The following is a 12,158-nucleotide window of genomic DNA, read 5'->3' on the forward strand; positions in this document are numbered from 1 at the left end:
CATGACGAACACCCGACGCGCCGCGCTGCAGGCGCTGTTGTGGAGCGGGTACGTCGCAGTCTCGCTGGCCATGGTGGCCAGCGTCAGGCCGCTGACGGGCTCGCTCAGCTTCGTGATGGTCTGCCTGGGCGCGCTGCTCTGGGCGGCCAGTGAGGGCTTGCGCGGCCTGGCGCTGTGGCAGCGCTGGCTGGACCGCTCGCCGCGCTCGCTGCTGTTCTGCGTGATCTTCATGCCGCCCGTGTTCGCGGCGCTCGTGCAGCTCACGCTGCTGGTGATCAACAAGACCGGCCTCGCGCTGGGCTGGCTGAGCTTTCCCCCTGGCACGCCGCATGGCTGGGGGGTGCTGGCCGGCTACACCGCCAACACCAGCATCCTGCTGTGGCTGTGGCTGACGGCCTGGGTGGGCGCGCAGCTGCTGACGCGCTGGCGCCAGGGCGAGATCGCCAAGTGGCAGGCCGAGGCCGCCGCCCGTGCGCTGGAGTTGCAGGTGCTGCGCGCGCAGATCAACCCGCACTTCCTGTTCAACGCGCTGAACAACCTGCGCGCGCTGATCAACGAAGACCCGGCTCGCGCCCGCGACATGGTGAGCCGCCTGTCCAACACGCTGCGCCACACGCTCACGCACAGCGCCCGGGAGCGCGTGCCGCTGGCCGACGAGCTGGCCGTGGTGCGCGACTACGTGGCGCTGGAGCAGCTGCATCACGAGGAGCGGCTGCAGGTTCAGTGGCAGATCGACCCCGCGGCGGCTGACGCCCAGGTACCGCCCATGCTGCTGCAGTTGCTGGTGGAGAACGCCATCAAGCACGGCATTGCCCGCACGCCTGGCGGCGGCGTGGTGGACATCGCCATCACCCGCCACGGCGCGACGCTGAGCATCGCCGTCAGCAACCCCGGCCAGTGGAAGCCCGTGCCGGACGCGCCCACCAGCACCGGCCTGGGCCTGGTGCACCTGCGCGAGCGGCTGGCGCGCGCGGGCGGCGACGGCGCGGGCTGCCGCATCGACGCGGCCGACGGGCGCGTGCGCGTCTGCGTGACACTGGCGGCATGAGGATATTCATCGTCGAAGACTCGCGCCTGGCCCGCCAGGAACTGCGCACGCTGCTGGCCGCCATCCCCGATGCCGACATCGTCGGCGAGGCCGCCGAACTGCTGCCCGCGCGCGAGGCCATCGAACAGCTGCGACCCGACCTGCTGCTGCTGGACGTGGAGCTGCCTGGCGCCACGGGCTTTGACCTGCTGGACCAGCTGGAACACCTGCCGCTGGTGGTGTTCACCACCGCCTATGACCAGCACGCGCTGGCCGCCTTCGAGCGCAATGCGCTGGACTACCTGCTCAAGCCCATCGCGCCGGACCGGCTCGACGCCGCGCTCGCCAAGGCCCGCGAGCGCCTGCGCGCGGCGGCCGCTGCGCCCGCCGCGGCCCCCACGGGCAGTGCGGGCAGCGCGGGCAGCAAGGGTGCCGACGACATGGTCTTTCTGCGCGACGGCGAGCGCTGCTGGTTCGTGCGGCTGGGCGACATCACCGGCTTCGAGGCCTGCGGCAACTACGCCCAGGCCTGGTTCGATGGCCAGCGCCCGCTGATCAGCCGCACGCTCACCAGCCTGGAGGAGAAGCTGGACCCGCAGCTGTTCTTCCGCGCCAGCCGCAGCCACCTCATCAACCTGCGCTGCATCCAGGCCGTGGCGCCGTCCAGCAGCGAGGGCTACCGCGTCACGCTGCGCGACGGCCACCAGGTGGAGGTGTCGCGCCGCCAGGCCAAGCTGCTGCGTGAGATGCTTGAGCTATGAGTGCGCCGATTGCCACCATCCGCCGCATCGCCATCACCACCGGCGGCGGCGACGCCCCCGGGCTGAACGCCGTCATCCAGGCCGTCACGCGGGCGGCCCTGCAGCGCGGTTGGGCCTGCCTGGGCATCCGCGACGGCTACGACGGCCTGCTGCGCCCCGAGCGCTACCGGCCGGGTGACGGCTGCATCGCGCTGACGCCCGAGCGCGTCGAGGGCATCGCGGCGCTGGGCGGCACGTTGCTGGGATCCACCAATCAGGGCAACCCCTTCGCCTACCCGGTGCGCCAGGCCGACGGCAGCACCGCGCTGGCCGACCGCTCGCAGGACCTGCTGGACGCGCTGGCGCGCGAGCAGATCGACGCGCTGGTGGCCGTGGGCGGCGACGGCTCGCTGGCGATCGCGCATCAGCTGGCCCAGCGCGGCTTGCGCGTGGTGGGCGTGCCCAAGACCATCGACAACGATCTCGACGGCACCGTCACCACCTTCGGCTTCGACACTGCCGTGGCCTTTGCCAGCGAGTGCATCGACCGCCTGCACACCACGGCGGCCAGCCATCACCGCATCATCGCGGTGGAGGTGATGGGGCGCTACGCCGGCTGGATCGCGCTGCATGCCGGGCTGGCGGGCGGGGCGCACGCCATCCTGCTGCCCGAGCTGCCCTTCGACCTTGCCGCCGTGGCCGCGCTGATTGCGCGGCGCGAGGCGCAGGGCCAGTCGTATTCCATCGTCGTCGTGGCCGAAGGCGCTCGCCCGCATGACGGGGCGCACGCGACGCTCGCGCCTGCCGAGGCCGGCCACGCCGAGCGCCTGGGTGGCATGGGCGAGCAGGTCAGCCAGGCACTGGCCCGTTTGACGGGCAAGGACGCACGCTGCGTCGTGCTGGGCCATCTGCTGCGCGGCGGCAGCCCGACGGCGTACGACCGCGTGGCGGCGCTGCGCTTCGGTGCGGCCGCGGTGCGCGCGCTGGCGGCGGGGCAGCAGGACGTCATGGTGGCGCTGCAGGGCGGAGACGTGCGCCCCGTGCCGCTGGCCGACGTGGCGGGCCGCATGAAGGCCGTGCCGCTGGACGGCGACACGCTGGCCACTGCGCGTGACCTGGGCGTCTGCCTCGGCGCTTGAGCCTCGCGTGGCTGCAGTCTGGCACCGCGCTCGTGCAGCCCGTCGCACGCCGGGCGACAGCGCCGGGCGGCGCGCCTACGCTGCGGGCTTCATTCATTCCAACGAGGGAAGCCCCATGAACCGCATCGCCACCATCCTCACCGCTGTGACCGCCGCCGCCCTGCTGAGCGCCTGCGTGTTCGCGCCGCCGTCCGGCTCGTCCCACGCGTACGACGCCGAGGCGCTGGCCAAGAACAGCGACCGTGCGATCGCCGCCTGCGGCGCCGGCAACGTCAAGGAAGTCAGCGCCAAGAGCTACAGCTGCAAGTGAGGCGCTGTGCTGGCGATGAGAGGCATCGCCAGCGCCCTCAAGCTTTCAGGAACTCGGCCTTCGTGCCCAGCCAGCGCGCCACCTGGCGGCGCGCGGCGTCGGGGTGCTCGTCCAGCAGCCACGGCGCCAGCTCGCGGGCGGCCACCAGCAGCGGCGCGTCCTCCTGCAGGTCGGCAAAGCGCAGCAGCTCGGCGCCGCTCTGGCGCGCTCCCATGAACTCGCCCGGGCCGCGGATGTCCAGGTCGCGCCGCGCGATCTCGAAGCCGTCGGTCGTCTCGGCCATGGCCTTGAGGCGGGACTTGCCGGTCTCGGACAGCGGCGGCGTGTAGATCAGCACGCAGACGCTGGCCTTGCTGCCACGCCCCACGCGGCCGCGCAGCTGGTGCAGCTGCGCCAGGCCAAAGCGCTCGGCATGCTCGATGACCATCAGGCTGGCGTTGGGCACGTCCACGCCCACCTCGATGACGGTCGTCGCCACCAGCACGCTCATCGCGCCGCTGGAGAACTGCGCCATCACGGCCGCCTTGTCGGCCGGTGCCATGCGGCCGTGCAGCAGGCCCACGGCCGTGCCGGCCAGCGTGGCGCTCAGCTCCTCGTGCGTTTCGGTGGCGTTGCGCAGGTCGATGGCCTCGCTCTCCTCCACCAGCGGGCAGACCCAGTAGACCTGCGCGCCGTCGGCCACCGCGAGGCGGATCTTGTCGATGACGTCGTCGCGCTTGGCCGAGGTGAACACCTTGGTGACGATGGGGCTGCGCCCGGGCGGCAGCTCGTCGATGGTGGAGACGTCCAGGTCGGCGAAGTAGGTCATCGCCAGCGTTCTTGGAATCGGTGTCGCACTCATCATCAGCATGTGCGGCTCCAGAGGGACTGTTGGCCCCCACGTCGCCTGCGGCTCCTGCCCCCCGAGGGGGCGCACGCCGCCTTGGGGCGGCCCGGCGGCGGCGTCTGCCTTGAGCTTGCCGCGCAGCGCCAGCCGCTGTGCCACGCCGAAGCGGTGCTGCTCGTCGATGATGGCCAGGCCCAGCTTTGCGAAGCGCACCTTGTCCTCGATGACGGCATGCGTGCCGACGATGAGCTGGGCCTCGCCCGACGCGGCGGCGTCCAGCATCTTCTGGCGCGCCTTGCCCTTCACGCTGCCGGTGATCCAGGCCACCTTCAGCCCCAGCGGCTCCAGCCAGGCGATGAGCTTGCGGAAGTGCTGCTCGGCCAGGATCTCGGTGGGCGCCATCAGCGCGCACTGCCAGCCGGCGTCGATGGCCACGGCCGCGGCCAGCGCGGCGACGACCGTCTTGCCCGAGCCCACGTCGCCCTGCAGCAGCCGGTGCATGGGCTGGGGGCGGGCCAGGTCTTGCGCCACTTCCTCGCACACGCGCTGCTGCGCGCCGGTCAGCTGGAAGGGCAGCACGGCCAGCAGCTGCTCGTGCAGGCCGCCAGGCCGGGCACGCAGCGCGGGCGCCACCAGCAGCGCACGCTCGCGCTGGGCGCGCAGCTGCGACAGCTGCTGCGCCAGCAGCTCCTCGAACTTGAGCCGGTGCCAGGCCGGGTGGTGGTGTTCGTGCAGCGCTTCCTGCGACGCGCTGGGCGGCGGGTGGTGCAGGTAGGTCAGGGCCTCCTTCAGCGTGGGCAGGCCGGCCGGCACGCAGCCGGGCGGCAGGATCTCGCGCAGATCGGCCCGCGCCAGGCCGGCGCCCACCGCCTTGCGCAGATAGGCTTGGGGCAGCTGGGCCGAGGTGGGGTAGACCGGCGTCAGCGATTGCGCCAGCGGCGTGTCGTCGGCCACCACCTTGACGACCGGGTGCACCATCTCGCGGCCGAAGAAGCCGATGCGCGCCTCGCCGCGCACGCGCAGCCGCGCGCCCACGGCCATCTGCTTCTGCTGCGAGGGGTAGAAGTGCAGGAAGCGCAGCAGCAGGCCGCCGCCGCTGCCGTCCTTGAGTTTCACCAGCAGCTGGCGGCGCGAGCGCAGCTCGATCTGGCAGTCCACGACGACGCCTTCCACCTGCGCCGGCTCGTTGTCCTGCAGCGCGGCGATGGGCGTGAGGCGGGTCTCGTCCTCGTAGCGCAGCGGCAGGTGCAGGGCGAGGTCGATGTCACGCACCAGGCCGAGCTTCTCCATCGCCTTCTGGGGCGCAGACTTGGGCTTGTCGGGGGGCGGTGACGGCGGCGCGGTCATGGCCGGCATTCTGGCCGCTGGCCAGGGCGCCGCCGGGCGTTCAGCGGAAGTAGCGCTGGCGCAGCCGCTCGTAGCGACCGTCGCGCCGCAGCGTGTCGAGTGCGGCCTGCAGCCGGCGCACGAGCGCGGGGTCGGCATCCAGGCGCAGGCCGTAAAAGTAGCTGTGCGTGGCGTCCTGTTCCATGGCGGGCTGCAGCGTGGTGAGCGGCAGCTGCAGCTGGCGCAGGTTCCAGGCGGCCGCCCAGTCCAGCAGCGCGATGTAGTCCATGCGGCCGGCCAGCAGCTTGCGCAGGTTGGCGGCGTCGTCCAGGCCTTGTTCGAGCTGCAGGCCCGGCCGCAGCCCGGCGGCCTGCAGCTGGCGGTCGGCGGCGGAGTCGCGCACGACGCCGATGCGCGCCGTGCCCAGCTCGCTCAGCTGCGTCAGCGTCAGGTCGGTGCGGCTGGCCAGCCTGTACAGCAGCACGCGCCGCTGCGCGATCGGCCCCACCCACTGGAACTTGCCCTCGCGCTCGGGCGTGCGCGTCAGCGAAAACAACACGCTGTGGGCGCTGCCCTCGGCGGCCTGCATGGCGCGCTGCCAGGGCATGACTTGCACGGTCAGCTTCAGCCCGGCCTGCGTGGCCATCAGCCGCAGCAGCTCCACGCTGAAGCCCTGGGCGCCCGTGTCGTCGCTGTAGTTCAGCGGCGGCAGGTTCTCGGTGATGCCCAGCAACTCGATATCGCCGCCCGAAGCGACGGCGGGTCGCGCAACGAGCAGGGCGGGCAGGGCGAGGCAGGAACGGCGTTTCACGGCAGCGGTCGGGCGGGCGGCGCGAGTCTAGGGCGCCCACATGACAAACCTTTGCAGCCGTGAACGGCCGGCGTGCGATTTCGCGCGGCCGGCCGGCTTGCGTGCTCAGGTCGGCGTCGGGATGCCGGCCATGCGGTCGTGGCTGACGAAGAACTGGCGAGCCATCGCCAGCATCTGGCCCTGGCTCAGCGGCGCGGCGGGCCGGTAGTCGGCGATGCGCGGGGCCAGCTTGGGGCGGTGCGCCTCGATGTAGTGGCGGAACTGGTTGATCACGACATGGGCGCCGGTCACCAGCACCTCGGGCGTGTCCTGCACGGCCTGGCAGATGGCCTCGAACAGCGCGTGCTCGCTGCGCTCGTCGTGCCCGTGGGCGCGGCGGTGGTGCGCCTCGATGTTGGCGGCGTGGACCTGGTGATCATCGAAATGCAGCACCTGGGCGTGTTGGTGGTCGAGGTGAACGATGGCGTGGAACATGTCGGGTCTCCGGTGAAAAGTCAGTGGGCGGCTTCGGCAGCGGTCTGGCAGTCGAGGCAGCGCAGGGCCTGGGGCTGGCGTTGCAGCCGGTCAAACGGGATGGCGGCGCCGCAGTCGGTGCAGCGGCCGTAGCCCGGCGTCCTGAGGCGCCGCAGCGCGTCGTCGATGGCCTGCAGTTCCACCAGCAGGTGGTCGTCGCGGGCCTGGTCCAGCTCGCGGTCGGGGCGGTGCTCGGCCGGGTCGTCCTCCAGCAGCGCGGCGGCGTGGGCCACGCGGTCGCTGCCGCCGCGCTGGGCCTGCAGGGCGGCCTGCAGGCGCTGGCGGTTCAGCTGCAGCTCGCTCTCCAGCAGGGCATGTTGTCCGGGTGTCAGGTCAGTGCTCATGGAACCTCCTGGCACCCATGCTGGCACCGGCGCCGCGGCGCGGTATTGCGCTGCATCAAGAGGGGGCGATGGGAGAATCCGCGTCCCTTTTTCTGGTTTGGCACGGGTTCGTCCAGCCCTCAAGCACATGTCCTACACGGTCGCTGACTTCGATTTCGATCTCCCCCCCGAGCTGATCGCCCAGCACCCGGCCGCCGAGCGCAGCGCCTCCCGGCTGCTGGACGGCACCGGCCCCGCGCCGGTGGACCGCGTGTTCCGCGATCTGCCCGGCCTGCTGTCCCCGGGCGACCTGCTCGTCTTCAACAACACGCGCGTCATCAAGGCGCGGCTCTACGGCGTGAAGTCAACGGGCGGCCATGTCGAGGCGCTGGTGGAGCGCGTGCTGCCCGGCACGCAGGAGGTGTGGATGCACCTGCGCGCCAGCAAGAGCCCCAAGCCCGGCAGCCGTGTGCGCTTCGCCGATGCCTTCGACGCCGAGGTACTGGGCCGCTGCGGGCCGGACAACGGCCTCTTTCACCTGCGCTTCGCGGGCGACCCCTTCGCGCTGCTGGAGGCCCACGGCCACGTGCCGCTGCCGCCCTACATCGAGCATGCCGACAGCGCCGACGACGAGCGCCGCTACCAGACCGTGTTTGCCAAGGAGCCGGGTGCCGTGGCCGCGCCGACCGCGGCGTTGCACTTCGACGAGGGCGTGCTGGCCGCGCTCGCGGCGCGTGGTGTCGAGCAGGCGCATGTGACGCTGCATGTGGGCGCAGGCACCTTCCAGCCCGTGCGCGTGGAGCAGCTGGCCGACCACAAGATGCACAGCGAGTGGTTCGAGGTGCCGCTCGCGACGGTGGACGCCATCGCCGCCTGCCGCGCGCGTGGCGGCCGCGTCGTCGCCGTGGGCACCACCACGCTGCGGGCGCTGGAGTCTGCCGCGCGCGGCGGCACGCTGCAGGCCGGCGCGCGCGAGACCGACATCTTCATCACGCCCGGCTTCGAGTTCCGCGTGGTGGACCGCCTCGTCACCAACTTCCACCTGCCCAAGAGCACGCTGATGATGCTGGTCAGCGCGCTGGCCGGCCACGGCCACGTGATGGCGCTGTACCGCCATGCGGTGGCGCAGCGCTACCGCTTCTTCAGCTACGGCGACGCGATGCTGCTGGACCGCACCCAGCCGACGCGGCCCTGAGCCACCTCGTCCACCGCGGCCGTGAACACGGCCCGCGCGGTGACGGGCAGTGCGAAGCGCATGTGCACCCGCGCGTCGTGCCGCACCTCCAGCAGCGCCGCCGCGTGCTGCTCGGCCAGCCGGCGCAGCCGGCCCTCCAGCTCGTAGGGCAGCTCGCAGCCCAGCTCCACCTGGGCCACGCGCTCAATCTTGTCGGCCGTCAGCAGGGCCTGCGCGATGCAGTCCGTGTAGGCCCGCACCAGGCCGCCAGCGCCCAGCTTCACGCCGCCCCAGTAGCGCACGGCCGTGGCCAGCACGCCGTCCAGCCCCTGGTGGCGCAGCACGTCCAGCATGGGCCGGCCGGCCGTGCCGCCGGGCTCGCCGTCGTCGTTGGCGGCTGAGTGGCCGCCGGCCAGCAGCGCCCAGCAGACATGGGCGGCGCCCGGGTGCTCGTCGCGCAGCGCGGCCACGCGGGCCAGTGCGGTGGCGCGGTCGGCGCAGGGTTCCACGCGCCCGAGGAAGCGGCTTTTTTTGACGACGAGTTCGTGTTCGGCCGGCGCGGCCAGGGTCAGCGACATAGCGGGATTGTCGGCTGCGACAATCCCGCCAATGCTGAAGTTCGACCTCCTCACCACCGAAGGCCGCGCCCGTCGCGGCACGCTCACGCTCAACCACGGCGTGGTGCAGACGCCCATCTTCATGCCCGTGGGCACCTACGGCACGGTCAAGGGCGTCACGCCGCGCTCGCTCAACGAGATGGGCGCGCAGATCATCCTGGGCAACACCTTCCACCTGTGGATGCGCCCGGGCCTGGATGTGGTGAAGCAGTTCGGCGGCCTGCACCGCTTCGAGAGCTGGAACAAGCCCATCCTGACCGACAGCGGCGGCTTCCAGGTGTGGAGCCTGGGCGCCATGCGCAAGATCAGCGAGGAAGGCGTCAAGTTCGCCTCGCCAGTCAACGGTGACAAGCTGCTGCTGACGCCCGAGGTCAGCATGCAGATCCAGACGGTGCTCAACAGCGACATCGTCATGCAGTTCGACGAGTGCACGCCCTACGAGACCAAGGGTGTGCTGACCACCGAGCGCGAGGCCAAGCAGTCCATGGAGCTCAGCCTGCGCTGGGCCAAGCGCTGCATCACCGAGTTCGAGCGGCTGGAGAACCCGAACGCGCTGTTCGGCATCGTGCAGGGTGGCATGTACACCCAGCTGCGCGACGCGTCGCTGGCCGGCCTGGCCGAGCTGGACCTGCCCGGCTACGCCATCGGCGGCCTCAGCGTGGGTGAGCCCAAGGCCGAGATGCAGCGCATCCTGGAGCACACGGGCCACCAGCTGCCGGCCAACAAGCCGCGCTACCTGATGGGCGTGGGCACGCCGGAAGACCTCGTCGAAGGCGTCAGCCAGGGCATCGACATGTTCGACTGCGTGATGCCCACCCGCAATGCGCGCAACGGCCACCTGTTCACCCGCTTCGGCGACCTGCGCCTGCGCAACGCCCGCTACAAGGCCGACGAGTCGCCCGTGGACCCGACCTGCAGCTGCGAATGCTGCACCGGTTTCAGCCGCGCCTACCTGCACCACCTGGACCGCTGCGGCGAGATGCTGGGCCCCATGCTGACCAGCGTGCACAACCTGCACTACTACCTGGCCCTGATGCAGGAGATCCGCGACGCGCTGGACGCCGGCCGCTTCGAGGCCTGGCGCGCGCAGTTCCATGCGGACCGGGCGCGCGGCGTCTGAACCGGCTCAGGCGGCAGGCGGCGCAATGCGGCGCAGCCGCAGCGTCACCGTCGTGCCGGCGCCGGGCGTGCTGCGCAGTTGCACGCTGCCGTTCATCAGCTCGACGATTTCCTTGACGATGGCCATGCCCAGGCCGGTGCCTGGGATGGTGCCGGAGCGGTCGGCTCGGTAGAAGCGCTCGGTCACGCGTGCCAGCTCCTCGGCGCTCATGCCGATGCCGTGGTCCTCCACCTCGACGTCGACATGCAGGTCGTCGACCGGTAGCAGGCGCATCGCCACCGGGCCACCGTCGGGCGAGTACTTGTAGGCGTTGGACAGCAGGTTACGCAGCGCCTGGCCGAGCTTGCTCGCGTCCACGTGCACCCAGTACGGCTCGGTGGTCAGCGTCAGCTGCGGTGGCTGGCGCTCGGGCGGCACGCCGAAGTCTCCCAGCGTCTGGCGCAGCAGGTCGTTCAGGCACACCGCCTGGAACTGGAAGTCCAGCCCGCGGCGGGCCTCGATGCGGGAGAGGTCCAGCAGTTCGTCGAGGATGTCCATCATGGCGCGGCTCTGGCGGTGCACGCGCTGCAGCACCTCGCCGCGCCGCTCGGGTGACAGCTCGCGATGCATCATTAGCTCGACGAAGCCGTAGATGCTGGTCATGGGCGTGCGCAGCTCGTGCGCGGCGGTGGTCAGGAATTCGCTCTTCATGCGGTCCAGCTCGAACTGCTGCGTCACGTCGCGGATGTGCAGCAGCTGCGGCATCTCGGCGGCGCCGCCGTCGTGCAGCGCCAGCGACAGGATGCGCTGCATGGGCCGCGCCATCTGCACCACGCGCGGCCCCTCGCGCAGCTCCTGCAGCCGCAGCGGGCGCAGCGCATCCTGCTGTCCCAGCCGGCCCTGCAGCAGCGCCTCCAGGCCGGTCTCGTCCTGCCCCAGCAGGTCGCGGTCCGACAGCAGGGTCAGGAACACGCAGGTCGGGCTGACGAACTGCACGCGCCGCTCGGCGTTGAAGGCGATGAATCCGTCCGGGCTGAGGCTGAAGATGGCCTGCAGCTGGCTGGTTTGGCGGCGCAGCTGCGACACCAGGTCGCCCACTTGGCCGGACAGCTGTTCGATGTCGACACTGCGCTGCAAGCCGCCGGGCGCCGGGCTGGCCGCGCCCAGCATCTGGCTCATGGCCTCCATCGCGTGGGCGCGCGCGTCGAGCTCCTCGCGCAGCTGCACCTCCAGCAGGTGCTGCTCGGTCACGTCGCGCAGCACGATGACGGCGCCGGCCGCCTCGCCCTGGTCGGAGCGCACCGGCGCCAGGCTGGCCTCCAGCACCTGCTGCCCGCGCTCAAAGCGTCGGCCGCGCCAGCCGCCGTCGTCATCGACGGCAGGCAGTTGCAGCTCGGGCAGCAGGGCCGACACCGGCTGACCCAGCAGCGCGGCGCTGTCGCTGCCCAGCAGCCGGCCCAGCACCGGGTTGGCCAGCACCACCACGCCGGCCCGGTTGATGGTGGCCACGCCCTCGGCGATGCTGGCCAGCGTGACGCCGGCCTGCGCACGCTCGGCCTGCAGCGAGGCCGCCACCTGGTTGATGACCTCGAAGGTGCGCTGGAACTCGGTGGGGGCCTTGTCCGTCGGCATGGGCAGCACGGCCTGGCCGCCTTGCTGCAGCCGCGTGCCCAGGTCGCTGACGCGGTCCAGCTGGCCCAGCCAACGCCGCAGCGGCCACCAGACGAAGCCGATGCCGGCCAGGATGCCGGTCGTGGCCAGCAGCAGGCCCAGTCGCATGACCTGCCAGATGTCGGCAGCCACGCGCTCGCTCCAGATCGTCAGCCGTGTGATGCCGTAGTCGCGGCCGCCCACCGTGATCGGTGTGTTGATGGGTTCCTGCTGTGCGGCCACCTGGCGCACCAGCCACTCCGGCGGGCGAGTCGAGGGGTGGTCCTGCCGCACCACCTCGATGCGGCCGCCCTTGAGATCGATGAAGGCCGAGCGCTCGAACAGCGGGTGATCGATGGCGCGGTCCAGCGTGCGCTTGATGGTGTCGTAGTCGCCGATGACGGCCGAGTCCGCCACCGCCGGGGTCAGCAGCGCGGACATCGCCTGTGCGCCCGCCTCGGCGTCCTCCAGCATGGCGCGTGTGGCGTGGGTCAGGAACACGCCCACGCCAGCGGTGACCAGCAGCACCAGCACCGTGCTGTACAGCAGCATGACGCGGCTGAGCAGCGAGCGCGGCAGCAGGGCGTCAAGGCGGGACATGGC

The 12,158-nt window shown here is 71.6% G+C and carries 12 protein-coding genes; 6 read left to right on the forward strand and 6 right to left on the reverse strand.

Annotation, left to right across the window (positions count from 1 at the left end; genetic code table 11):
* The first annotated feature begins 1 nt into the window (after position 1).
* The 4 genes from NYO99_RS13345 (at position 2) to NYO99_RS13360 (ending at position 3,216) form a co-directional block, all read left to right on the forward strand.
* On the forward strand, positions 2–1,048 hold the full coding sequence (locus NYO99_RS13345) for a sensor histidine kinase (protein ID WP_268167703.1): 1,047 nt from the start codon (positions 2–4) through the stop codon (positions 1,046–1,048).
* A complete protein-coding gene (locus tag NYO99_RS13350; RefSeq protein ID WP_268167704.1) occupies positions 1,045–1,788 on the forward strand; it encodes a LytR/AlgR family response regulator transcription factor in 744 nt (247 codons plus the stop codon). Before NYO99_RS13345 ends, NYO99_RS13350 begins: the two co-directional genes overlap by 4 nt.
* Positions 1,785–2,906: a 6-phosphofructokinase gene (locus tag NYO99_RS13355; RefSeq protein ID WP_268167705.1), complete on the forward strand. Its 1,122-nt coding sequence runs from the start codon at positions 1,785–1,787 to the stop codon at positions 2,904–2,906. The genes NYO99_RS13350 and NYO99_RS13355 overlap by 4 nt, the downstream gene beginning before the upstream one ends.
* 115 nt (positions 2,907–3,021) lie before the next feature.
* Entirely contained in the window at positions 3,022–3,216 is a 195-nt protein-coding gene (locus NYO99_RS13360; protein ID WP_268167706.1) for a hypothetical protein, read from the forward strand.
* Positions 3,217–3,253: 37 nt separating this feature from the next.
* Here the strand turns inward: NYO99_RS13360 and recG are convergent, their stop codons facing one another.
* The 4 genes from recG to NYO99_RS13380 form a co-directional block, all read right to left on the reverse strand.
* Positions 3,254–5,398 carry an ATP-dependent DNA helicase RecG gene (recG, locus tag NYO99_RS13365; RefSeq protein WP_422395504.1) on the reverse strand — a complete coding sequence of 715 codons (2,145 nt, stop codon included), beginning with the start codon at positions 5,396–5,398 and terminating at the stop codon, positions 3,254–3,256.
* 31 nt (positions 5,399–5,429) lie between these two features.
* Positions 5,430–6,179 carry a substrate-binding periplasmic protein gene (locus NYO99_RS13370; RefSeq protein ID WP_268167708.1) on the reverse strand — a complete coding sequence of 250 codons (750 nt, stop codon included), beginning with the start codon at positions 6,177–6,179 and terminating at the stop codon, positions 5,430–5,432.
* Positions 6,180–6,284: 105 nt separating this feature from the next.
* Positions 6,285–6,653 carry a hypothetical protein gene (locus NYO99_RS13375; protein WP_268167709.1) on the reverse strand — a complete coding sequence of 123 codons (369 nt, stop codon included), beginning with the start codon at positions 6,651–6,653 and terminating at the stop codon, positions 6,285–6,287.
* A 20-nt stretch (positions 6,654–6,673) separates the two neighbouring features.
* Entirely contained in the window at positions 6,674–7,036 is a 363-nt protein-coding gene (locus NYO99_RS13380; protein ID WP_268167710.1) for a TraR/DksA family transcriptional regulator, read from the reverse strand.
* Between the two features lie 127 nt (positions 7,037–7,163).
* Between NYO99_RS13380 and queA the strand changes: the two genes are divergently transcribed.
* On the forward strand, positions 7,164–8,210 hold the full coding sequence (queA, locus tag NYO99_RS13385; protein WP_268167711.1) for a tRNA preQ1(34) S-adenosylmethionine ribosyltransferase-isomerase QueA: 1,047 nt from the start codon (positions 7,164–7,166) through the stop codon (positions 8,208–8,210).
* On the opposite strand, the gene NYO99_RS13390 is transcribed toward queA, so the two are convergent.
* A complete protein-coding gene (locus tag NYO99_RS13390) occupies positions 8,162–8,767 on the reverse strand; it encodes an IMPACT family protein (RefSeq protein ID WP_268167712.1) in 606 nt (201 codons plus the stop codon). The two genes, queA and NYO99_RS13390, sit on opposite strands and share 49 nt — an antisense overlap.
* 31 nt (positions 8,768–8,798) lie before the next feature.
* Here NYO99_RS13390 and tgt point away from each other — a divergent pair, with 31 nt between their 5' ends.
* Positions 8,799–9,926, forward strand: coding sequence for a tRNA guanosine(34) transglycosylase Tgt (gene tgt, locus NYO99_RS13395; protein WP_268167713.1), 1,128 nt, complete (start codon positions 8,799–8,801; stop codon positions 9,924–9,926).
* A 6-nt stretch (positions 9,927–9,932) separates the two neighbouring features.
* Here tgt and NYO99_RS13400 read toward each other — a convergent pair whose 3' ends face one another.
* Positions 9,933–12,155, reverse strand: a complete 2,223-nt coding sequence (locus NYO99_RS13400) for an ATP-binding protein (protein WP_268167714.1) — start codon at positions 12,153–12,155, stop codon at positions 9,933–9,935.
* Positions 12,156–12,158 lie beyond the last annotated feature (3 nt).

Origin of the sequence: Roseateles hydrophilus, from assembly GCF_026712245.1 — a bacterium.
Taxonomy (GTDB): domain Bacteria; phylum Pseudomonadota; class Gammaproteobacteria; order Burkholderiales; family Burkholderiaceae_C; genus Pelomonas; species Pelomonas hydrophilus.

Excerpts from the sequence above, each read along its gene's own strand:
- recG (WP_422395504.1), bottom strand. The coding sequence starts at position 5,398 with ATGCCGGCCATGACCGCGCCGCCGTCACCGCCCCCCGACAAGCCCAAG.
- NYO99_RS13390 (WP_268167712.1), bottom strand. The coding sequence starts at position 8,767 with ATGTCGCTGACCCTGGCCGCGCCGGCCGAACACGAACTCGTCGTCAAA.
- NYO99_RS13355 (WP_268167705.1), top strand. The coding sequence starts at position 1,785 with ATGAGTGCGCCGATTGCCACCATCCGCCGCATCGCCATCACCACCGGC.
- NYO99_RS13360 (WP_268167706.1), top strand. The coding sequence starts at position 3,022 with ATGAACCGCATCGCCACCATCCTCACCGCTGTGACCGCCGCCGCCCTG.
- NYO99_RS13380 (WP_268167710.1), bottom strand. The coding sequence starts at position 7,036 with ATGAGCACTGACCTGACACCCGGACAACATGCCCTGCTGGAGAGCGAG.
- NYO99_RS13400 (WP_268167714.1), bottom strand. The coding sequence starts at position 12,155 with ATGTCCCGCCTTGACGCCCTGCTGCCGCGCTCGCTGCTCAGCCGCGTC.
- NYO99_RS13350 (WP_268167704.1), top strand. The coding sequence starts at position 1,045 with ATGAGGATATTCATCGTCGAAGACTCGCGCCTGGCCCGCCAGGAACTG.
- NYO99_RS13375 (WP_268167709.1), bottom strand. The coding sequence starts at position 6,653 with ATGTTCCACGCCATCGTTCACCTCGACCACCAACACGCCCAGGTGCTG.
- queA (WP_268167711.1), top strand. The coding sequence starts at position 7,164 with ATGTCCTACACGGTCGCTGACTTCGATTTCGATCTCCCCCCCGAGCTG.
- tgt (WP_268167713.1), top strand. The coding sequence starts at position 8,799 with ATGCTGAAGTTCGACCTCCTCACCACCGAAGGCCGCGCCCGTCGCGGC.
- NYO99_RS13345 (WP_268167703.1), top strand. The coding sequence starts at position 2 with ATGACGAACACCCGACGCGCCGCGCTGCAGGCGCTGTTGTGGAGCGGG.